Below are 19,514 nucleotides of genomic sequence, written 5' to 3' on the forward strand. Positions count from 1 at the left end.
CCGTTGGTCCCGGCCCTCGAGGGCGTCATGCCCCGTCCGGCGGCGAGGAAACCGATCCACGCACGACGATGACGGGGCAGGGCGAGTGGTAGAGCAGCGACTGGCTCACCGCGCCGAGCATGCCGCGCCACGGCTCGTCGCCGCGCGCGCCCACGACGGCCAGTTGGGCGGAGCGGGACTGCTCCAGGAGCACGGTGCCCGGGTCACCCTCGATGGTGTGGCACTCGGCGGCCACCGCCGGGTGACGTCGGGCGGCTCGGGCCACCGCCTGGACGAGCACCTGCTCGCCGTCGTGCCGGCCCGGTTCCAGCACCCGGATCGCGAGCACCCGCGCGGAGCGCCGGTCGGCGCAGTCGAAGGCGAAGGCCAGGGCGGTCTGCGAGCTGGCGGAGCCGTCCACCCCGACCAGAACCGGCCCCGCCGGTGGTGGCTGCGGGCGGACCACCAGCACCGGGCAGTCGGCCCGGGCGGCCACCTGGACCGCCGGGGCGTCGGCGGGCACGCAGGCGCCGCAGCCGGCCATCCCGCCGTCGCCGAGGGCGACCAGGTACGCCGACTCGGAGCGGCGGATCAGCGCCTGCACCGGTGAGCCCTCGACGATCTCGCCGCTGACCGGCACCGCCGGTTCGGCGTCGTTGGCGGCCGCGGCGGCCCGCTCGATCAGCTCCTCCGCGTCGGTCCGGGTGACCGCGCCGGTGGAGTCGAACGCCGCCTCCCAGTTGAAGGCGTGCAGCAGGCTCAGCGACCGCCCCTGCGCGGCGGCCTCCCGGGCGGCCAGCCGGACCACCTGCATCGACTCCTCGGAGGGGCCGACCGCGGCCACGACCGCCGCGTCGGCGGGTGTGGTCATCCGCCCTCACCTCCCCGACGCCGGGCACGGCACGGCACGCTGTCGTGACCGAGCGTAGTGCCGGTGTCGGGGCGGTGGGGCGGGATCCGCTCAGCGGAACTGGAGGCGGTTCACCGCGTCGAAGGCCCGGGCGCCGAAGAGCCGGCGGCTGTGCACCATGATCCGGGCGGCGGCGGTGACCAGGTAGCGGGTCTTCGGCCGGCGGGCGGTGACGGCGTGCTCGATGACCCGGGCCACCGCGTCCGGGGTGGCGGCGAGCATCCGGTTGTCGTACGACTTCGCCATCGCGGTGTCGACGGCGGTGACCATCTTGCGGTAGGGGCCGTCCGGGTCGGCCCCGGCGCCGAGCGAGGAGCTGGCGACCGCGCCGAAGCCGGTCCGGATCAGCCCGGGCTCGACGATGGCCACGTCGACGCCGAACGGCCGTACCTCCTGGCGCAGGGCGTCGGAGATCGCTTCGACCGCGTACTTGCTGGCGTGGTAGTAGCCGCCGCCGGGGAAGACCAGCCGGCCGCCCATCGAGCTGATGTTGACGATCCGGCCCCGGCCGGCGCGCCGCATCCCGGGCAGGACGAGCTGGGTGAGCCGGCTGAGCCCGAAGACGTTGGTCTCGAACTGGGCGCGGACCCGGTCCATCGGGGTCTCCTCGATCGGGCCGTACTCGCCGTAGCCGGCGTTGTTGACCAGCACGTCGACCTGGCCGTGCTCGGCCTCGATGGCGGCGACGGCGGCGCGCATCGACTCCTCGTCGGTGACGTCCAGGGGGAGGATCCGGGCGCCGGTGTCGGCCAGGTCGGCGATGGCCGCGACCTTGCGGGCGGTGGCGTAGACGGTGAGGTCGGGGCGGCGGGCGAGCCGGGCGACGGTGGCCCGGCCGATGCCGGAGGAGGTGCCGGTGATCAGGACGGTGGTCATGACGGTTCTCCCGGTCGGGTGAGGCCGGCGACGACCAGCGCGACGCCGTCGCGCAGCCGCTGCCGGGGCAGGTCGGGGTCGGTGAGGTCGGCTTCCAGGCCGCGGGTGAGCGCGACCAGGACCTCGGCCACGGCGTGGGCCCGCGGCCCGGCGGCTTCGGCGAGGGCGGAGGCCACCACCTCGGTCAGCTCCCGGGTGTACGCCTCGGAGAGGTCGCCGGTGAGCTTGCCGCTGGCGTCGAGCAGTTCGGCCGCGTGCCGGCTGTCCCGGTGCAGGCCGAGGGTGAGTTCCAGCTTCGCGCCCAGCACGGCCTGGAGGCGCTGGGTGACGGTGTCGTCGGACGCCGCGGCGGCCCGGGCCTGGGTCAGCGAGGCGGCGAAGAGCCGCTCGGCGAGCCGCCGGTAGGCGTCGTCCTTGTTGCGGACGTACTGGTAGACCGCCGGGCGGGACATCCCGGCCGCGGCGGCGATGTCGTCCATCGTCGTGCGGCGGATGCCGTGCCGGGTGAAGCACTCGTACGCGGCGGTGAGGATGGCGTCCAACCGGTCCGTTGACATGCTGACGATTCTTGCACAGATTGTCAGCACGTCACGGGTGTTCTCTGTCACGACGGGGCGCGGGGGCTGCTAGCGGGGGTGGACGCGGATCGCGACGGCGGTGGCGTTGTCGGCGCCGCCGGCGTCGAGCGTGGCGAGCAGCAGGTCCCGGACCGCCTGGTCCGGCCGCGGGTCGCCCAGCAGGTCGCGCAGCAGGTGGTAGTCGACCTGGTCGGTGACCCCGTCGGTGCAGAGCAGCCAGGTGTCGCCCGGCCGCAGCGGGGTGGCGATCAGGTCGGCGTCGGGCGACTCGGGGTGCCCGACGTAGCGCAGCAACTGGTAGCGGGCCCGGGCGGCCTCGGGGGAGTCGGCCGCGTACCAACCGTGCAGCAGGCCCAGCCAGGCCGCGGTGTGGTCGACGGTGACCAGCTCCAGCAGTCCGTCGCGCAGCCGGTAGGCCCGCGAGTCGCCGAGCTGGGCGATCCAGGCCTGCTCGCCGTCCGGCTCGGCGACCAGAGTGGTGAGGGTGCAGCCGGTCAGCTCGTGCAGCGGGGCGCCGACGGCGCGTACCCGGGTCTGCGCCTCGGCGACGGCGGCCCGCAGCGTACGGGCGCCCACCTCGGGCCAGTCGGCGTGCAGCCGGCCGGTCAGCGCGGCGGCGGTGGTGGCGCCGGCCAGCCGGCTGCCCTCGCCGGACCCCATGCCGTCGATCACCGCGGCGAAGGGCAGCTCCGGGTCGACGTGCAGCACGTCGAAGTTGGCCGGGTAGCGGTCGCCCACCACGGTGGCGCCGGCGATCTCCAGCTCGAAGCGCCCGGCCACGTGCCGCCGGGTCTGCGGTTCGGGCCGGTCGGACCGGCGGCGCAGGCGCACCGGCTGACGCTAGCACCGGGGGTGCCGCGATCGGGTGTCAACCGGGGTTGACAACCGGCCGGCTGTCAACGTAAGTTGACAGGCATGAGTCAGGCTACGCAACTGGCGGCGGACGCCGGCAGCACCGACCCCCGGGTCGGGCTCCGCGCGGTGCTCGCCCTGCGCCGGCTCCTCGAACGGCTGGAGGTGGTCCAGGTGGACAACGCCCGACGGCAGGGCTGGTCCTGGCAGGAGATCGCCGACGCGCTCGAGGTCAGCCGGCAGGCGGTCCACAAGAAGCACGCCGGGCGACCGGCGGTGCCAGGCACCTGGGAGGCGTGATGTTCGAACGGTTCACCGACCGGGCCCGTACGGTCGTCCGGCTGGCGGTCGAGGAGGCCCGGGCCGACGGCGCCGCCCGGCCGGTCGGCACCGAGCACCTGCTGCTCGGCATCCTCGCCGACCGCGACGCGCTGGCCACCCGGCTGCTGGCCGACGCCGGAGCCGACGCGGACGACCTGCGCGGGCGCCTCCGCCGGCACACCGCCCGGGACGGGTCCGGCCTGGCCGAGGCGGACGCGGCCGCGCTCCGGGAGATCGGCATCGACCTGGCCGCCATCGTGGCCCGGATCGAGGAGTCCTTCGGCCCCGACGCGCTGCGCGAGGCACCCCCACCGCCCCGCCGCCGCTGGGGTCGGCGCCGGCCCGCCCGTGGCCCGTTCTCGGCGCGGGCGAAGAAGTCCCTGGAGCTGTCGCTGCGCGAGGCGCTCGCCCTGCGCCACCGCCACATCGGCACCGAGCACATCCTGCTCGGGCTGCTCCGCGAGGGCGGCGGCCTCGGCGCGCAGGTGCTCACCGAGGCCGGTGTGGATCTCGCCGACCTGCGCCGCCGGGTCGAGGTCGCCCTGCGTACGGCGGCCTGACCGCCGCCGCCCAGCCGACCGCACCGGTAAACCTCTTTGCGGTCCACGCAACCTCCCGCGCGGTCGGCTCGCTGACCGGGCGGATCTGCTGCACACTTGCGCCGTGGATGGTGGAGATGACAAGCGTCCGGTGACCGCCGACAACCCCGCGCCGCGCTCCGCGGTGGTGGTCAACCCCTCGAAGGTGACCGATCTCGACGAGTTCCGCCGCACGGTGGACGACGCCCTCGCCGCGGCCGGCTGGCCCGCACCGACCTGGCACGAGACCACCGTCGAGGACCCGGGCAGGGGCCAGACCGAGGAGGCCGTCAAGGCTGGCGCCGAGGTCGTCTTCGCCTGCGGTGGCGACGGCACCGTGATGGCCTGCGTGACCGCGCTCGCCGGCACCGACACGGCGCTCGCCGTCCTGCCGCAGGGCACCGGCAACCTGCTCGCCGCCAACCTCGGCCTCTCCAACGACCTGGCCGCCGGGCTGGCGGTCGCCGTGGAGCGGGGCATGCGACGGCTCGACGTGGGCGTCGTCGGCGACCAGTGCTTCGCCGTGATGGCGGGGATGGGCTTCGACGCCCAGATGCTCGACTCCACCTCCGAGACGACCAAGAAGCGGATCGGCTGGCCGGCGTACGTGGTGGGGGCGGCCAAGCACCTGCGAGACCGGCCGATGCGGGTTTCCATCAAGATCGACGATCAGCCGCCGGTGCGCCGCCGCGCCCGGTCGGTGCTGGTGGCCAACGTGGGCCGGCTCCAGGGCGGGGTGCGCCTGCTCACCGACGCCGAGCCCGACGACGGCTGGCTCGACGTCGCCGTGCTCACTCCGCGCACCATCCGGCAGTGGGTGGCGATGGGCTGGGCCCTGGTCCGCCGGCGCGGCAGTGTGCCCCGGCTGGAGGTGCTCCGGGCCCGCAAGGTCGAGATCACCAGCAACCGGGCCCAGCCCCGGCAGCTCGACGGCGACCTGATCGACCCGGGCCGCTCGCTGGCCGCCGAGATCAAGCCGCAGTCCCTCTGGCTCTGCGTGCCGCGCCCCGAGCAGCACCCGGACCTGGCGGTGGACGCCGACGCGGCGGCGGAGCGGGGCGAGCGGCTGATCGAGGAGGCCCAGCGTGAGTAGCACCAAGCTGGTCCCCGAGACCCGCCTGATGGCGCAGGAGGAACTCTCCGCCGACGACGCCTGGCGGACGCTGCGCCGGCACGGCGGCTGGCACCTGATGCGCGACGCGTTCGTCCGGTTCCGCTACGGCGACGGGTTCAGCCACTCGCGGGCGTTCGGGTTGCAGCTCTGCCTTGCCGTGGTGCCGTTCATGATCGCGCTCACCGGCCTGATCACCAAGATCGGCGTGGCGGAGGGCGGTCAGGTCGTCGCCGACACCGTGCTGGCGCTCACCCCCGGCCAGAGCGAGCGGGTGGTGCAGGAGTTGCTGGGCGACACCGAGCACATCGAACACGCCGGAGAGTTGGCGCTGACCCTCGGTCTGATCACCGGGCTGGTCGCGCTGACCACCACCATGGCCCAGATCGAACGGGGCGCGAACCGGATCTACGGTGTCGAGCGGGATCGGCCCGCCGTGGCCAAGTACATCCGGGCCGCCGTCCTCGCCGTCTCGGCCGGCCTGCCGGCGTTGATCGGCTTCCTGATCCTGGTCGGCGGGCACGCCATGGGCGAGTCGGTGCAGCGCCACTACGAGTGGGGATCGCTGGCCAAGGTCACCTGGGACGTGGTCCGCTGGCCGTTGAGCCTCGGGCTTACCGTCCTCGCCGTGGCGGTGCTGTTCCGGCACGCGCCCCGGCGCAACCAGCCCAGCCTGTCCTGGTTGTTCTTCGGGGCCGGCATCGCCACGGTGCTGTGGTGGCTGGCGAGCCTGCTGCTGGCCGCGTACGTCAAGTTCAGCGGCGGCTTCGGCCAGACCTACGGCGCGCTGACCGGGATGATGGCGCTGCTGCTCTGGGCCAACCTGACCGGCATGGCGCTCTTCGGCGGGCTGGCCTTCGCGGCCCAGTTGGAGGCCATGCGGATCGGCGTCAGGGAGCCGGCCCAGCCCGACCTGTGGGAGCCGGAGGCCCAGCAGGCCGAGGCCGTGGACACCGGTGAGATGACCGCGCTCTGACCCGGCGCGCCGTACCCCGGTGTACGCGCCGTCCGAATCGGGTACGACGCGGCTCGCCAGGGACGGAAAACAGGAGGTGCGGGGTGACCGCGGTCAAGGAGTCGGGACGCAAGCCGCTCGAGCATTTCGCCGAGCGCAGCGTCGCCGGGCTGGTCGGCATCGCCGCCGTCGGGGTGGCCTTCGGGCTGCTGCTGATGCTGGTCAGATTCAAGTGGGGCCCGCTCTACGACGTGGACCACGGCATCGCCGAGTGGTTCAACGGCCTGGTGTCGCCGCACCACGCCCTGGTCACCGTGCTCCAGGCGATCACCGACCTGGGCGGCCGGCCGGTGCTGATCTGGCTGGTCACCATCGCGGTGGTCGGCCTGCTGATCCGCCGGCAGTCCCGGCTGGCGGTCTACCTGATCATCACCGGGGTCGGCGGGCTGATCCTCGACCCGTCGCTGAAGAGCCTGGTCGGCCGGCTGCGGCCGGTGGTCGACGTGCCGGTGGCCAGCGCCCCGGGCAACAGCTTCCCCAGTGGTCACGCGCTCGGCTCCTTCGTCGCGTACGGGGCGTTGCTGCTGGTGTTCCTGCCGGCGATGGCGCCCCGCTGGCGCAAGCCGGCGATCGCCATCGTGGCGGTGCTGGTGGCGCTGGTCGGGCTGACCCGGGTCGCGCTGGGCGTGCACTTCGTCTCGGACGTGCTGGCCGGCTGGCTGCTCGGCGCGCTCTGGCTCGCCCTCACCGCGTACGCGTTCCGGCTGTGGCGCCGGGAGCGGGGCCGGCCCGTGCCGCCGCTGACCGAGGGGCTGGAGCCGGAGGCCGGGCACGAGATCAGCCCTGCGCCGGACGAGGAGCGCGTGCTGGCCCGCCCGTGGACCTCGGCCGCCGAACTGGTGGTCGGTTGGGTGCTGGTCTTCGGCGCGCTGTACGGCTTCGGCATGTTCGTCAGCTACCACGCCGAGGGCACCTTCTTCGCCACGCTCGACACCGAGGTGCCGCGCTGGTTCGCCGAGCGGCACACCGACTCGCTGACCGACCTGAGCTGGTGGTGGAGCAAGTTCGGCGACACCCACGCGATCCTGCTGGTGTCGTTGGTGTTCTGCCCGCTGGTGCTGGCGATCTGGCGGCGCTGGCGGCCGGTGCTCTTCGTGGTGCTGGCGATGTTCGGCGAGCTGAGCCTCTTCCTCGCCTCGGCTCGCGTGGTGGAGCGGCCGCGCCCGCCGGTGGAGAACCTGGACGGGCAGATGCCCACCTCGTCCTTCCCGTCCGGGCACATCGCGGCGACCATCTGCCTCTGGTCGGCGATGGCGATCATCGTCTTCGCCCGGACCGACCGGTGGTGGCGGTGGCTCTTCGTGGCCATGGCGGTGATCATGCCGGTCGGGGTGGCCACCTCCCGGATGTACCGGGGCATGCACCACCCGACGGACTTCATGGGCGCGATCCTGCTCGGCGCGCTCTGGCTGAGCATCCTCTACTGGGTGGTCAAGCCGAACGCCGACGTGCACGAGGGCAACCGGCCCAGCATCGAGTCCGAGGACGTGCACACCCTCGACGACGAGCTGGCCAGAGCCGCCCGGCCGGAGTGACCCGCGCATGCTGCGGGTGATGACCTGGAACATCCGGACCGGCGGGCGGGACGCCGGTGGCGTCGACCGGCTGGACCGGATCGCCCGGGTGGTGCAGGCCCAGCGCCCGGACGTGCTCTGCCTTCAGGAGCTGCGCGGCTTCGACCGGAACGGTCTGCTGGGGGACGTGGCGGGCCGGGTGGGGATGCGTCCCCACCTGGCCCGCTCCTGTTTCGGGCAGCCGGTCGCGGTGCTGGTCCGGCCGCCGCTGCGGGTGCTCTCCCGGGGTCGGGTGCTGCGCCCGTTCCACCACGCCGCGGCGCGGGTGGCGGTGGCCACCGACGCCGGACCGCTGACCGTGGTGAGCACCCACCTCAACCCCTATCTCGGGGGCGCGCGGCGGGCCGAGGCGGACTGGCTGGCCGCCGCCGTACGCCGGTCCGGGTCACTGGTGCTGCTCGCCGGTGACCTCAACACGCTGGAGCCGGGCGTCGACCACGCCGACCGGTTGGCCGGCCTGCCGGAGCACTACCGGCGCCGGCACCTGCGCCGCGACGGCCGTACGGTCGATACCCGGGCGGTGTCCCGGCTGCTCGCCGCGGGCTTGGTCGACCTGTGGACGTCCGGTCCGCCCGGTGCGCCGGACGCGGCCGGACTGACCGTGCCCACCCGGCACGGCGGCGCGGAGTTCTCCGGGATGCGGCTGGACTACCTGCTCGGCACCCCGGCCGTGGCGGCCGCGGCCCGGGCCTGCCGGGTGGTACGCGACGAGGAGACCGACCACGCCTCGGACCACTACCCGGTGCTGCTGGAGTTGGCCCTCAGCGCGGCCTGACGGCGGTCCGCCGGTGCCGGCGCGCCGCCGGCCGGAGGGCCGGTCACTTCGCCAGGTCGGAGGCGACGATCGCGATGAAGATCAGGATGACCAGCTCGCTGACCACCCAGGAGTGGGCGTTGGCCCAGTTCCGCACCTTCGGCAGCATGGTCGCCGCCCGCCGGCCGAGCAGCAGCAGGGCGATCAGCGGCAGGGCCAGCAGCAGCAGCGTCAGCAGCAGGAACGGCAGCAGGTGCCACCACGGCCGGTCGTGGCCGGCCAGGCTGCCCGCCACCGAGGCCATGGTGACCTCGTCGCTGGGCATGGCGAGGAAGAGCAGCACGCCGAGGCCGAGCGCGAAGCGCGGCCGGGCGTCCTCCAGCTTGCGCATCCAGGACGGGGGCCGGCTCCGTTTCCGGCGGGCGAAGACCAGCACCATCAGGACCACCAGCAGGGCCAGCACGATCCAGTCGATCAGGTGGCGGGCGCCGGAGTCCTTGCTGCCACCCGCGGCGACCTTCACCGCGCGGAAGACCAGGTACCAGATGGCCAGCGGGACCACCACGCCCACGGTCGCGCCGATCAGGTAGGCAAGCGAGCTGCTCCGGGGCTGCCGGCTGGAGGCCAGGAAGATCGCGCTGATCAGCTGCGGCCCGGCGATCATGACGATCGCCAGCGGCAGCACGGTCACCAGGTTCACCTCGGCCCCCTTCCCGAGTGAAGTGTCGCCCGGGGGAGGGCCGTGCGGTGTCGGTTTCCTCAGAGCACCAGGTTGAGCAGGACGGTCAGCACCACCGAGGCGAGGATCGAGAAGAGGATCATCAGCAGGCAGCCGAGGCCGCCGCCGAGCGGGCGGATTTCGGTGTTGCCGAAGCGCATGGGTTCACCTTGTCAGAGTCAGGCGTGCGTACGCACCCCGTCGACCAGCCGCCACTCGCTGGTCAGCCCGACCGCGGGCCGGGGGGCGGCGAGCGCCGGGCGCAGTTCCGCCGGGCCGAACCGCCCGGACCGGCTCAGCGGCACGGGGAGGTTCACAGCTCCCGCAGCCGGGGCAGCAGCTGCTCCTGCGCCCAGTCCAGGAACATCGGCTGGGTGTCGCCGCCGACCTGCACGATCGACACGTGGGTGAAGCCGGCGTCGACGAACCTGGCGAACGCCTCGACGTGCCGGTCGACGTCCGGCCCGCAGGAGATGCCCTCGGCGACGTCCTCCTCGCGGACGAACCGGGTGGCGGCGGCGAAGCCGTCCGGGTCGGGCAGGTCGGCGTTGACCTTCCAGCCCAGGCCGAACCAGCGGAACTGGTCGTGCACGAGCTTGCGGCACTCGGCCTCGTCGGGGCCGTAGCAGATGGCCACCTGGCCGTGGCGGGGCGCGCCGGCGCCACCGGCGTCGTCGTAGAGCTCGATGATGTGCGGGTCCGGCTCGGTGGCGACGATGCCGTCGCCGTACTCGGCGGCCAGCCGGGCCGACGACGGGCCGGAGGCGGCGATGGCCATCGGCACCGGCCGGGCCGGGCGGTCCCAGAGGTACGCGTCGGGCACGTCGAAGTGGTTGCCGGAGAAGGTCAGCGTCTCGCCGCCCAGCAGCGGCCGGATGATCTGGAGCGCCTCTTCGAACATCTCGTGCCGCTGCTGCACGTGCGGCCAGCCGCCGACCACGTGCTCGTTGAGGTTCTCCCCGGCGCCGAGGCCGAGGGTGAACCGGCCGTCGGAGAGCACCCCGACGGTGCTGGCCTTCTGCGCCACGACGGCCGGGTGGTAGCGCCGGATCGGGCAGGTCACGAAGGACATCAGCTCGGCCCGGCTGGTGGCGTGGGCGACCGCGCCGAGCACCGACCAGGCGTACGGGGAGTGGCCCTGGGAGCCCAGCCACGGGTAGTAGTGGTCGGAGATCACCAGCTGGTCGAAGCCGGCGGCCTCGGCGCGTACGGCGTGGTCGACCAGTTGCTTGGGGCCGGCCTGCTCGCTCATCAGGGTGTATCCGACGCTGACCATCGCGGTTCTCCTCCCGGGGCGGATCTTCCCGGGAAGTACCCCTGGGGGTCGGGATCAACCCTGCCGTCCGGTTCGCCGCGGACGGCCCTCTTGACGGGACGCCGCTGCCGGCCTAAGGTCCGGCTTAACCGGTTAAGACCGGGGTGGCGCACATCCTGTGGTGGGGATGACCGCCCCTGCGGTGGCCCGTGTCCACACGGGCCACCGCAGGACGTCCCCCGCCCGGCCTCCTTCACTTAACCGGTTGCTTTAACCGCCCCGGCTGCCTACGCTGACCGTGCGCCGCCGGGAGCCGGGCGGCGGCTGTCGGGCTGCAGCCGCCTTCCCTTGTCACCACCACCGCACCCCCTTGGGCACGGGGGAGACACCCTCCTGAGGAATGCCATGAGAAAGAAGCTCTCCGTCGCGGCCGCCGCGCTGCTGACGGCCCTCGCCGCCGTGTTCGCGTTCGGTCAGCCGGCGCACGCCGCCGCCGGCTTCTCGGTCGCGGGCGGCAAGCTCTACGACGCCAACGGCAACGAGTTCGTGATGCGCGGCGTCAACCACGCGCACACCTGGTACCCGCAGTACACCAACTCGTTCGCCAACATCAAGGCCCTCGGCGCGAACACCGTCCGGGTGGTGCTGGCCACCGGCGACCGCTGGGCCAAGAACGACACCGCCGACGTCGCCAACGTCATCTCGCTGTGCAAGCAGAACAAGCTCATCTGCGTGCTGGAGGCGCACGACACCACCGGCTACGGCGAGGACGGCGCCGCCACCACCCTGGACCGGGCGGCCAACTACTGGCTGAGCATCGCCAGCGCCCTCCAGGGCCAGGAGAAGTACGTCATCGTCAACATCGGCAACGAGCCGTTCGGCAACCAGAACTACGGCGCCTGGACCAACGACACCGCCAACGCCATCAAGAAGCTGCGGGCCGGCGGTATCGCCAACACGATCATGGTCGACGGCCCGAACTGGGGTCAGGACTGGTCGTTCACCATGCGTAACAACGCCTCGACGGTGTTCAACGCCGACCCGCAGCGCAACACCGTCTTCTCCATCCACATGTACGGCGTCTTCGACACCGCCGCGGAGATCACCGACTACCTGGGCCGGTTCCGCAGCGCCGGGCTGCCCATCGTGGTCGGCGAGTTCGGCTTCAACCACTCCGACGGCAACCCGGACGAGGACACCATCATGTCGTACGCCCAGGCCAACGGGATCGGCTACCTCGGCTGGTCGTGGAGCGGCAATGGCGGCGGCGTCGAATACCTCGACATGGCCACCTCCTTCGACCCGAACCGGCTGACCAGCTGGGGTCAGCGGATCTTCAACGGCGCCAACGGCATCAAGGCCACCGCGAAGGAGGCCTCGGTCTACTCCGGCGTCACCCCGCCGAGCCCGACCACCAGCCCCAGCCCGACGACCAGCCCGAGCCCGACCACCAGCCCCAGCCCGACCACCAGCCCGAGCCCGACCACCCCGCCGACCAGCACGCCGCCGCCGGCCGGTGGTGGCTGCACCGCCAGCTACACGATCATCAACAGCTGGCCGGACGGCTTCCAGGCGGAGATCAAGGTGACCGCCGGTTCGTCGGCGCTCAAGGGTTGGACGACCAGCTGGACCTTCGCCAACGGGCAGGCCGTCACCCAGTCGTGGAGCGCCACGATCAGCAACTCCGGCGCCACGTACACGGCCCGCAACGTCGACTACAACGCCACCGTCGGCGCCGGCGCCAGCACCACCTTCGGCTTCATCGCCAGCTGGAACAACTCCACCAACGCCAGGCCCGCGGTGAGCTGCACCGCGAGCTGACGTCCCAACCGGTGGCCGGGTCCGCGCGGACCCGGCCACCGGCTGCTCGCGTACGATCCGCAGGCCGCGTGCCGGACCGCAACCGGCTCGCGTGGCGGACCTGGGGAGGGCACCGACATGACGACGCCACAGACCGGACGACGGCCCAGCGGACTGCTGGTCGGCTCGCTGGTCGCGATCTCGTTCGGCACGGTCTTCGTGCTGGTGAACAGCGGTGGGCTGGCCGCGCCGTGGCCGTGGGTGATCCGGGTGGTCGGCCTGCTGGTCGCGGCGTTCCTCGTGGTCGCCCTGCTGCGGGTGGCCCGGCGGGAACCCGCCGCCACCGGCGGACCGGCGACCGGTTTCATGGACCGTCGGTACTGGATCGTGGTCGCCGTCGAGGCGGTCGCCCTGTTCGGCGGCCTCAACGTCATCAACCGGGTGCTGCACCGGCCGGAGATCTCCGTCGCCTGGGTGGCGCTGGTGGTGGGCGTGCACTTCTTCGGCCTCGGCTGGGTCTGGCGGATGCCCCGTTACCACTGGCTGGGCGCGGTGATGACCGCCCTGGGGCTGGCCGGTTTCGTCATCCACGCGCTCGGCGGCGGGGCGGCCACGGTCGCCCTGGTCGCCGGGGTCGGCTCGGGGTTGGCGCTCTATCTCACGGTGGCCCTGGCGCTGCGGGACGTGTCGCGCGACCGGACGCCGGTGGCCGGCTGAAGGTCACCGCCGCGCGACCGATGAGTCCGGTCGGCGGGTCGGGTCCACCCCGGCATGATCTCCATCATCGCTGACATCTGTGCCCGTCCCGGCGGCCTCCGATGACCACCGTCGACGTCAACGGGGTCACCCTGGGCGTCGAGTCCTTCGGTGCCGACGACGCGCCCCTCGTCCTGCTCGTGGGCGGGACGACGATGCTCTCCTGGCCCGACGCGCTGTGCGAGCACCTCGCCGCCGGTGGGCGCCGGGTGGTCCGCTACGACCTGCGCGACAGCGGGGAGTCGTCGACGACGGATCCGGAGGCGCCCGCGTACACCCTGCGCGATCTCGCCGCCGACGCGGCGGCCCTCGCCGACACGCTCGGCGGAGGGCCCGCCCACCTGGCGGGGATCGGCGTCGGCGGGATGGTCGCCCAGCTGGGCGTCCTCGACCATCCCGGCGCGTTCTCGGCGCTCACCCTGGTCGGCACCCGCCCGGTCGCGCCCGGCCCGCCCGACGAGGACCTGCCCGACCATGACCGGGCGACGATGAGCCGACTGTTCGCGCGACCGATGCCCGACTGGACCGACCGCGCCGCGGTCGCCGAGTTCGTCGCGACCGGCGCGGAGATCCGCGGCGACGACCCGGTCGCCGCGCGTGCGGTCGCCGCACGCATCTGGGACCGTACGCCCGGCACCGCACCGGCGGTCCAGCTGGCCAACCAGCTGGGCCTGGTGTTCTCCAGGCTCGACTGCACACCACGCTGGCGGGAGCGCCTGCCCGAGATCGAGGTGCCCACGCTCGTCGTCCACGGCCGCCACGACCGGTTCTTCCCCGTCGGCAACGGCGAGGCGATCGCGCGCGAGATCCCCGGGGCGCGGCTGCTCGTGCTCGAGGAGGCGGCCACCGCCCTCCCCGATGCGGCGGTCGGCGAGGTCGCCGAGGCGATGCTCAGGCTCGGGTAGCCGACGGCGGAAGGTCGACCGCGGTGACCTCCAACAGCAGGGCCTGCTCGGGGTGCATCGCCGGCAGTTGCAGCCCGACGGTCCCGAGCACCGCGCCGGGCAGGGTCACCGCGGGCGACCAGCCCGGCTCGGTCAGCTGCAACAGCGCCGGCTCCGGCACCCCGTCCGGCACGCGCACCGTGTAGCGCCGGGCCGGGTCCAGCCCGGGCAGGCGCACCGGCCCGGGCGTCTGCGTGGCGCTGGTGGCAAGCCGGGAGACCGCGTACACGGCGTGGGAGCCGTCGTGGGCGACCACGCCGTGCGCGTGCACGGCCGGGTCCGGGTGGTCGGCCCGGACCACCCGGCCGGCGTGCAGCAGCGGGCGCAGCCGCTTGTGCAGCGCCACCCACGCGGTGAGTTCGGCCCGTTCGGCCGGGGAGATCGCGCCGATGTCCCACTCGATGCCGTGGTGGCCGAAGAGCGCGGTGACCGCCCGGAAACCCAGGTCGTGGACGCGTCCGGTGGTGTGCGAGCGGGTCGGCCCGATGTGGCTGCCGATCAGCTCCGGCGGGAGCAGCAGCTCGGTCCACCGCTGGATGGCGAGCCGTTCCAGGGCGTCGTTGCAGTCGCTGGCCCACACCCGGTCGGTGCGGCGCAGGATCTCCAGGTCAACCCGCGCCCCGCCGGAGGAGCAGCTCTCGATCTCCAGCCCCGGGTGCCGAGCTCGCAGCTCGTCGAGGAGCCGGTAGGCGGCCACGGTCTGCCCGTGCACCCCCGGCCGGCCGGCGTGACCGGCCTCGGTGAGGTCCCGGTTGTGGTCCCACTTCAGGTACGCGATGCCGTCGTGCTCGCGCAGCACCGCGTCCAACCGGGACAGCACGTGGTCGTACGCCGCCGGGTGGGCCAGGTCGAGCACCTGCTGGTGCCGCCACGGCAGCGGCAGCCGGTCGGCGGCCTGGAGCACCCAGTCCGGGTGGGCGCGGAACAGCTCCGAGTCGGGGTTGACCATCTCCGGCTCGACCCAGAGCCCGAACTGCATGCCGTGGGCGCGGACGTGGTCGATCAGCGGCTGCAGCCCGTCCGGCCAGACGTCGGGGTCGACCCACCAGTCGCCCAGCCCGGCCCGGTCGTGCCGGCGGCCGGCGAACCAGCCGTCGTCGAGGACGAACCGTTCCACGCCCACCTCGGCGGCCCGGTCGGCCAGCGCGGTCAGCCGGTCCAGGTCGTGGTCGAAGTAGACCGCCTCCCATACGTTCAGGGTCACCGGCCGGGGGGAGCGCGGGTGCCCGGGCCGGGCCCGCACGGAGGTGTGCAGCACGTCGCTGAGCCCGTCCAGCCCGGTGGCCGAGTGGACCGCGTGGAGCAGGGGAGTGGCGTACTCCTCGCCGGCGGCGAGCACGATCTCGCCCGGGGCGAGCAGTTCGCCGCCGCCCAGCGTGGCGTCGCCGGTGGGGCGGCGCTCAGCGTACGTGACGTGGTCGCCGCTCCAGGCGGTGTGCACCGCCCAGACCTCGCCGTGCCCGAACCCGAAGCCGGGCGTGCCGGCGACCAGCAGCAGGGTGGCGTCGTGACCGGTGCGGCCGTGCCGGCCCTCCCGCAGCCAGGTGCCCATCGGCCACGGGTGCCGTTGCGGCGCCCGCTCGCGGCACCAGCGGCCGGTCAGGTCGAGCAGTTCGGTGGCGACCGGCGGGACCGGCAGCACCGGGGTCAGCTCGCGTACCTCGTAGGGGCTGTCGCCGTCGTTGCGCACCCGGTGCCGCAGGGTGAGCAACCCCGCCGGGTCGAGGGTGATCTCGACGGTCAGGCTCAACCCGGCGCCCGGGTCCGTCGCCCGCACGGTCACCCGCGCGGCCCCGGCCCCGTCGCGGTCCCGCTCCCCGTCGGGTACGCGCAGAGTTGTCCCGCCCGGGGCCACGCGATCCGGGCCCGGCGCGTCGTCACGCACGTCGAGGTCGACCAGGCCGAAGGCCGTGGACCAGTCCCGGCCGGCGCGGTGCCCGGCGAGACCCGGTCGCCCGCTCCAGCCGGCGCTCGGCTCGGGCAGCAGGGACAGCACCGTCGGCGCGTCGAAGCTGCTCGGCACCACCGGCGGGATCGTGGCGTCGACCAGCGCGGCCAGGTCGTCGTCGCCGATCGGCCCGAGGTCGGCGCCCCAGTGCACGATCCGGGGCAGGCCGGGGCCGCGCGCGTCGAGCACCAGGCTGGTCCGCGCGCGGCGCAGGTGGACGATGGTCATCCCTTGCTGGCTCCCAGGGTCAGGCCCCGGACGAACTGCTTCTGCAACAGGAAGAAGATCACCAGGGTGGGGATCGCGACCAGCACGGAGCCGGCCGAGACCAGGTTGTTGTCGGTGAAGAACTCGCCGCGCAGGTTGTTCAGCGAGCTGGTCACCGGGAACTTGTCCCCGGTACGCATCAGCACGGTCGCCCAGAAGAACTCGTTGTAGATCCAGGTGACCTCCAGGGTGGCCAGCGCGGCCAGCGCCGGCCGGCACAGCGGCATGGTCACCTGCCAGTACTGCCGCCACACGCTCGCCCCGTCGACCATCGCCGCCTCGTACAGCTCGTGCGGCAGGGCCTTCATGTAGTTGCTCAGCACGAAGACGCAGAAGCCGCACTGGAAGGCCACGTTGACCAGGATCAGCCCCCAGTAGCTGTCGTAGAGCAGCTCCGAGTCGCTCATCCAGGCCGGCAGCGGCACCTCGGTGAACATCCGGAACAGCGGGATCAGCAGCGCCTGCTGCGGCAGCAGGTTCGCCGCCGTGAAGAGCCCCAGCAGGACGATGTTGAGCTTCCAACTGAACCGGGCGATCACGAAGGCCACGCAGGAGGCCAGGAAGAGGGTGAGCAGCACGGCCGGGACGGTGATGTAGACCGAGTTGAGGAAGTGCTTGCCGAACTCGGCGGTCTTCCACGCGGTGACGTAGTTGTCCAGCGTCCAGCCGCCGAGCGAGACGTAGCCGTTGCGGGCGGTGTACTCGTACGACCGCAGCGAGGTCAGCACCGCCCAGAGGATGGGGAAGAGCCAGCCGACCGCCACCGCGGCGAGGAAGACGTGCAGCACCACCCGGGCCGGACGTACCTGCCGGCGGGCGGGCGCCGGGGTGTCGGCCGTCGCCGGTCGGGCCAGGGTCGCGGTCATCGCCGGTCCTCCCGCATGACGGTGGTCAGGTAGACGGTGATGAAGACGAGGGAGACGACCAGCATGATGGTCGCCAGCGCGGAGCCGAAGCCGATCCGGCTGGCCTCACCCACCACGTTGGAGGTGACCAGCGCGGAGAGCAGTTCCAGGCCGTTGCGGCCCTTGTTGATCACCCACACCAGGTCGAAGGCGCGCAGCGACTCGATCACCGTCACCACCAGCACGATGATGTTGATCGGCCGCATCACCGGGAAGACCACCCGGAAGAAGGTGGCGGGTTCCGAGGCGCCGTCCACCGCGGCGGCCTCCCGCAGCGACGGGTCGACGCCCTTCAGACCGGCCAGGTAGAGCAGCATGATGTAGCCGACGTGCCGCCAGCCGGCGGCGAAGAGCACCGCCCAGATGTTCACGTTCGGGTCGCCGTACCAGTCGGTGCTGGTGCCCAGCACGGCGTTGAGCAGGCCCTGGTCGCGGGAGTAGATCAGCTGCCAGACGAAGCCGATCAGCGCCAGCGACAGCACCACCGGCAGGTAGAGGGCGGTCTGGTAGAACCGGCTGCCGCGCAGCTCCTTGTCGAGCAGGACGGCGAGGAACATGCCGAACGGGGTGGCGACCACGAAGAGCGCCGCCAGCCAGAGCAGGTTGTTCTGCACCGCCGGCACGAACGGCGGGTAGATGTTCACCACGTCGTCGTAGTTCTTCAGCCCCACCCAGTCGATCTCGCCGACCGGGCCGATGCCGTCCCAGTCGGTGCCGGAGAGCAGCACGGTGGCGGCGGCCGGCAGCCAGACCAGGGCGACGACGAGCAGCAGGGGTACGAGCACCATCAGCGTGATCACCACGCGGTCGGTGCGGGACAGGAGCCGCAGCCGGCGACCCCGGCCACCGTTGGAGGTGGCCGCGGCCGGCGGCGGTACGGCGCGATCCGCTTGGATCAGGGGCAGGTCGGACACGGGTCCTTCCCCTCTCGCCGTCACTCGGTGAAGATCGACTTTTTTTGGTTCTCGATGCTGGTCAGCAGCCCGCTGATGTCCTTGGGGTTCTTGATGAACTGCTGGAGGGCCGGGATGATCACGGTCGAGGCGAAGTCCGGCCGGGTGTCCCGGTCGAGGAACTGGGCGATCTCGGTGGCCGAGCCGACCAGTTCGGCGGCCTTCTTCTGCAGCGCGGTGTAGCCGCCGGTGTCGGCGCCGGTGTTGGCGACCAGGGTGCTGGGGTCGTTCTTCACCGTGATGTTCGCGGCGTCCTTCGACCCGAGGTACTCCAGCAGCTTCTTCGCCGCGGCCTCGGACTTCGGCTTGCGGGCCATCATGTAGCCGTCGATCGGCGCGTCCAGGGCCTTCGCCCCGATCGCCGGGTCGATCTCCGGGAAGGTGAAGAAGTCCAGGTCGTCCTGCTCGTCGGCGTTGAACTGCTGGCCGACGAAGAGACCGAGCAGGTACATCCCGCTCTTCTTCTGCTGCAGCGACTGGGCGGCCTCCTGCCAGGTCCGGCCCAGCGAGTCCGGCTGGTGGATCGGCAGCAGCCCGGCCCAGGTGTCGAAGACCTTCTTCACCTTGTCGGAGGTCCAGGCCTCCTTGCCGGCCATCAGGTCGACGTGGAACTGGTAGCCGTTGATCCGCAGGTTGAGGATGTCGAAGGTGCCCATCGCCGGCCAGCCGTCCTTGTCGGCGAAGGCGATCGGGACCAGGCCGTCCTTCTTCATCTGGGCGCCCAGCGTGTTGAGCTGGTCCAGGGTGGTGGGCACCTGGTAGCCGCGCTGCTGCCACACCGACTTGCGGTAGAAGACCGCCCACGGGTAGTACGACGCCGGCACGAAGTACTGCTTGCCGTCGTCACCGGTGGAGGCCTTCTTGAAGGCGTCGGAGTAGCCGCTGAGCTTGCCCCACACGTCGCTGACGTCCCCGGCCAGCCCCTTGCTGGCGAAGAAGCGCATCCGGTAGCCGGCGAACCAGCTGAAGACGTCGTCCGGCTTGCCCTGCAGGTAGTTGTTGATGTTCTCCTGGAACGTGTTGTGGTCGACGGTGTTGACGTTCGCGGTGATGCCGGACGAGGTCTTGAAGCCGTCCATCACCTTGGCGACGACGTCCTTGGGCTTCGGATCCGACTGGTTCGAGCCGACCGAGACCGTCTTGGCGTCCGCGCCGGAGTCGGCGTCGGAGCCGCCGCAGCCGGCGAGCAGTCCCGTGCCGAGCAGCGCGCCGGTGCCGGCCGCTCCGGCGAGCAGGGAGCGCCGGTTCAGGCCGGCGACGGACGGGGGTACGAGTCGGGCCAGGTACTCGGCTTGGGTACGGGGACGGGACATTGTGCCTCCTGCGGAAGAGGTGCCTTGCGCCCAAGGGCCGTGAGTGGTGGTGGGCCGTGAGTGGTGGTTCGGATCCACCGAGATTCCACATGTCCGAACACAAACAC

Annotated in this window: 20 protein-coding genes; 9 read left to right on the forward strand and 11 right to left on the reverse strand. The window is 72.6% G+C overall.

Annotated features, from left to right (window positions below; genetic code table 11):
• Positions 1-25 precede the first annotated feature (25 nt).
• The 4 genes from GA0074704_RS12055 to GA0074704_RS12070 all read right to left on the reverse strand — a co-directional run bounded on the left by GA0074704_RS12055 (position 26) and on the right by GA0074704_RS12070 (position 3,174).
• Positions 26-850, reverse strand: a complete 825-nt coding sequence (locus tag GA0074704_RS12055; protein ID WP_088970590.1) for a universal stress protein — start codon at positions 848-850, stop codon at positions 26-28.
• A gap of 90 nt (positions 851-940) precedes the next feature.
• Complete coding sequence (locus tag GA0074704_RS12060) at positions 941-1,765, reverse strand: oxidoreductase (protein ID WP_088970591.1); 825 nt, start codon at positions 1,763-1,765, stop codon at positions 941-943.
• Entirely contained in the window at positions 1,762-2,322 is a 561-nt protein-coding gene (locus tag GA0074704_RS12065; RefSeq protein ID WP_088970592.1) for a TetR/AcrR family transcriptional regulator, read from the reverse strand. The genes GA0074704_RS12060 and GA0074704_RS12065 overlap by 4 nt, the downstream gene beginning before the upstream one ends.
• Before the next feature lie 69 nt (positions 2,323-2,391).
• On the reverse strand, positions 2,392-3,174 hold the full coding sequence (locus tag GA0074704_RS12070; protein WP_197697618.1) for a PP2C family protein-serine/threonine phosphatase: 783 nt from the start codon (positions 3,172-3,174) through the stop codon (positions 2,392-2,394).
• Between the two features lie 84 nt (positions 3,175-3,258).
• Here GA0074704_RS12070 and GA0074704_RS12075 point away from each other — a divergent pair, with 84 nt between their 5' ends.
• The 6 genes from GA0074704_RS12075 to GA0074704_RS12100 all read left to right on the forward strand — a co-directional run bounded on the left by GA0074704_RS12075 (position 3,259) and on the right by GA0074704_RS12100 (position 8,569).
• Positions 3,259-3,495 carry an HTH domain-containing protein gene (locus GA0074704_RS12075; protein WP_088970593.1) on the forward strand — a complete coding sequence of 79 codons (237 nt, stop codon included), beginning with the start codon at positions 3,259-3,261 and terminating at the stop codon, positions 3,493-3,495.
• The gene (locus tag GA0074704_RS12080; RefSeq protein WP_088970594.1) at positions 3,495-4,076 is read left to right on the forward strand and encodes a Clp protease N-terminal domain-containing protein; all 582 of its coding nucleotides are present in this window, start codon (positions 3,495-3,497) and stop codon (positions 4,074-4,076) included. The genes GA0074704_RS12075 and GA0074704_RS12080 overlap by 1 nt, the downstream gene beginning before the upstream one ends.
• A gap of 103 nt (positions 4,077-4,179) precedes the next feature.
• Positions 4,180-5,187, forward strand: a complete 1,008-nt coding sequence (locus GA0074704_RS12085; RefSeq protein WP_088970595.1) for a diacylglycerol/lipid kinase family protein — start codon at positions 4,180-4,182, stop codon at positions 5,185-5,187.
• Positions 5,180-6,181 carry a YihY/virulence factor BrkB family protein gene (locus tag GA0074704_RS12090; RefSeq protein ID WP_088970596.1) on the forward strand — a complete coding sequence of 334 codons (1,002 nt, stop codon included), beginning with the start codon at positions 5,180-5,182 and terminating at the stop codon, positions 6,179-6,181. Before GA0074704_RS12085 ends, GA0074704_RS12090 begins: the two co-directional genes overlap by 8 nt.
• Positions 6,182-6,264: 83 nt before the next feature.
• The gene (locus GA0074704_RS12095) at positions 6,265-7,755 is read left to right on the forward strand and encodes a phosphatase PAP2 family protein (protein ID WP_088970597.1); all 1,491 of its coding nucleotides are present in this window, start codon (positions 6,265-6,267) and stop codon (positions 7,753-7,755) included.
• A gap of 7 nt (positions 7,756-7,762) precedes the next feature.
• The gene (locus tag GA0074704_RS12100; RefSeq protein WP_088970598.1) at positions 7,763-8,569 is read left to right on the forward strand and encodes an endonuclease/exonuclease/phosphatase family protein; all 807 of its coding nucleotides are present in this window, start codon (positions 7,763-7,765) and stop codon (positions 8,567-8,569) included.
• Between the two features lie 43 nt (positions 8,570-8,612).
• Here the strand turns inward: GA0074704_RS12100 and GA0074704_RS12105 are convergent, their stop codons facing one another.
• From GA0074704_RS12105 to GA0074704_RS12110, 3 genes are all read right to left on the reverse strand, one after another.
• Positions 8,613-9,248, reverse strand: a complete 636-nt coding sequence (locus tag GA0074704_RS12105) for a GAP family protein (protein WP_088970599.1) — start codon at positions 9,246-9,248, stop codon at positions 8,613-8,615.
• A gap of 197 nt (positions 9,249-9,445) precedes the next feature.
• The gene (locus GA0074704_RS28755) at positions 9,446-9,583 is read right to left on the reverse strand and encodes a hypothetical protein (RefSeq protein WP_231926829.1); all 138 of its coding nucleotides are present in this window, start codon (positions 9,581-9,583) and stop codon (positions 9,446-9,448) included.
• Positions 9,580-10,542, reverse strand: coding sequence for a TIGR03557 family F420-dependent LLM class oxidoreductase (locus GA0074704_RS12110; RefSeq protein ID WP_088970600.1), 963 nt, complete (start codon positions 10,540-10,542; stop codon positions 9,580-9,582). Before GA0074704_RS12110 ends, GA0074704_RS28755 begins: the two co-directional genes overlap by 4 nt.
• A 384-nt stretch (positions 10,543-10,926) precedes the next feature.
• Between GA0074704_RS12110 and GA0074704_RS12115 the strand changes: the two genes are divergently transcribed.
• The 3 genes from GA0074704_RS12115 (at position 10,927) to GA0074704_RS12125 (ending at position 13,982) form a co-directional block, all read left to right on the forward strand.
• Positions 10,927-12,342 (forward strand): cellulase family glycosylhydrolase, encoded by a 1,416-nt coding sequence (locus GA0074704_RS12115; RefSeq protein ID WP_088970601.1) that lies wholly within the window; start codon positions 10,927-10,929, stop codon positions 12,340-12,342.
• A gap of 117 nt (positions 12,343-12,459) precedes the next feature.
• Positions 12,460-13,038, forward strand: coding sequence for a hypothetical protein (locus GA0074704_RS12120; protein WP_088970602.1), 579 nt, complete (start codon positions 12,460-12,462; stop codon positions 13,036-13,038).
• A 101-nt stretch (positions 13,039-13,139) separates the two neighbouring features.
• Complete coding sequence (locus tag GA0074704_RS12125) at positions 13,140-13,982, forward strand: alpha/beta fold hydrolase (RefSeq protein ID WP_088970603.1); 843 nt, start codon at positions 13,140-13,142, stop codon at positions 13,980-13,982.
• Here GA0074704_RS12125 and GA0074704_RS12130 read toward each other — a convergent pair.
• From GA0074704_RS12130 to GA0074704_RS12145, 4 genes are read right to left on the reverse strand one after another with little or no spacing between them, the layout of a single operon-like run.
• Positions 13,969-16,197 carry an alpha-galactosidase gene (locus GA0074704_RS12130; RefSeq protein ID WP_088970604.1) on the reverse strand — a complete coding sequence of 743 codons (2,229 nt, stop codon included), beginning with the start codon at positions 16,195-16,197 and terminating at the stop codon, positions 13,969-13,971. The two genes, GA0074704_RS12125 and GA0074704_RS12130, sit on opposite strands and share 14 nt — an antisense overlap.
• Positions 16,194-17,102: a carbohydrate ABC transporter permease gene (locus tag GA0074704_RS12135; RefSeq protein ID WP_088970605.1), complete on the reverse strand. Its 909-nt coding sequence runs from the start codon at positions 17,100-17,102 to the stop codon at positions 16,194-16,196. Before GA0074704_RS12135 ends, GA0074704_RS12130 begins: the two co-directional genes overlap by 4 nt.
• Positions 17,099-18,055: a carbohydrate ABC transporter permease gene (locus GA0074704_RS12140; RefSeq protein WP_088970606.1), complete on the reverse strand. Its 957-nt coding sequence runs from the start codon at positions 18,053-18,055 to the stop codon at positions 17,099-17,101. Before GA0074704_RS12140 ends, GA0074704_RS12135 begins: the two co-directional genes overlap by 4 nt.
• A 20-nt stretch (positions 18,056-18,075) precedes the next feature.
• Positions 18,076-19,407: an ABC transporter substrate-binding protein gene (locus GA0074704_RS12145; protein ID WP_088970607.1), complete on the reverse strand. Its 1,332-nt coding sequence runs from the start codon at positions 19,405-19,407 to the stop codon at positions 18,076-18,078.
• Between the last annotated feature and the right edge of the window lie 107 nt (positions 19,408-19,514).

It is taken from the genome of Micromonospora siamensis, from assembly GCF_900090305.1.
In the GTDB taxonomy this organism is placed as follows: Bacteria; Actinomycetota; Actinomycetes; order Mycobacteriales; family Micromonosporaceae; genus Micromonospora; species Micromonospora siamensis.

Coding starts and splice junctions, on each gene's coding strand:
- GA0074704_RS12115 (WP_088970601.1), top strand. CDS start 10,927: ATGAGAAAGAAGCTCTCCGTCGCGGCCGCCGCGCTGCTGACGGCCCTC.
- GA0074704_RS12130 (WP_088970604.1), bottom strand. CDS start 16,197: ATGACCATCGTCCACCTGCGCCGCGCGCGGACCAGCCTGGTGCTCGAC.
- GA0074704_RS12145 (WP_088970607.1), bottom strand. CDS start 19,407: ATGTCCCGTCCCCGTACCCAAGCCGAGTACCTGGCCCGACTCGTACCC.
- GA0074704_RS12100 (WP_088970598.1), top strand. CDS start 7,763: ATGCTGCGGGTGATGACCTGGAACATCCGGACCGGCGGGCGGGACGCC.
- GA0074704_RS12065 (WP_088970592.1), bottom strand. CDS start 2,322: ATGTCAACGGACCGGTTGGACGCCATCCTCACCGCCGCGTACGAGTGC.
- GA0074704_RS12075 (WP_088970593.1), top strand. CDS start 3,259: ATGAGTCAGGCTACGCAACTGGCGGCGGACGCCGGCAGCACCGACCCC.
- GA0074704_RS12135 (WP_088970605.1), bottom strand. CDS start 17,102: ATGACCGCGACCCTGGCCCGACCGGCGACGGCCGACACCCCGGCGCCC.
- GA0074704_RS12080 (WP_088970594.1), top strand. CDS start 3,495: ATGTTCGAACGGTTCACCGACCGGGCCCGTACGGTCGTCCGGCTGGCG.
- GA0074704_RS12110 (WP_088970600.1), bottom strand. CDS start 10,542: ATGGTCAGCGTCGGATACACCCTGATGAGCGAGCAGGCCGGCCCCAAG.
- GA0074704_RS12120 (WP_088970602.1), top strand. CDS start 12,460: ATGACGACGCCACAGACCGGACGACGGCCCAGCGGACTGCTGGTCGGC.
- GA0074704_RS12055 (WP_088970590.1), bottom strand. CDS start 850: ATGACCACACCCGCCGACGCGGCGGTCGTGGCCGCGGTCGGCCCCTCC.
- GA0074704_RS12125 (WP_088970603.1), top strand. CDS start 13,140: ATGACCACCGTCGACGTCAACGGGGTCACCCTGGGCGTCGAGTCCTTC.
- GA0074704_RS12060 (WP_088970591.1), bottom strand. CDS start 1,765: ATGACCACCGTCCTGATCACCGGCACCTCCTCCGGCATCGGCCGGGCC.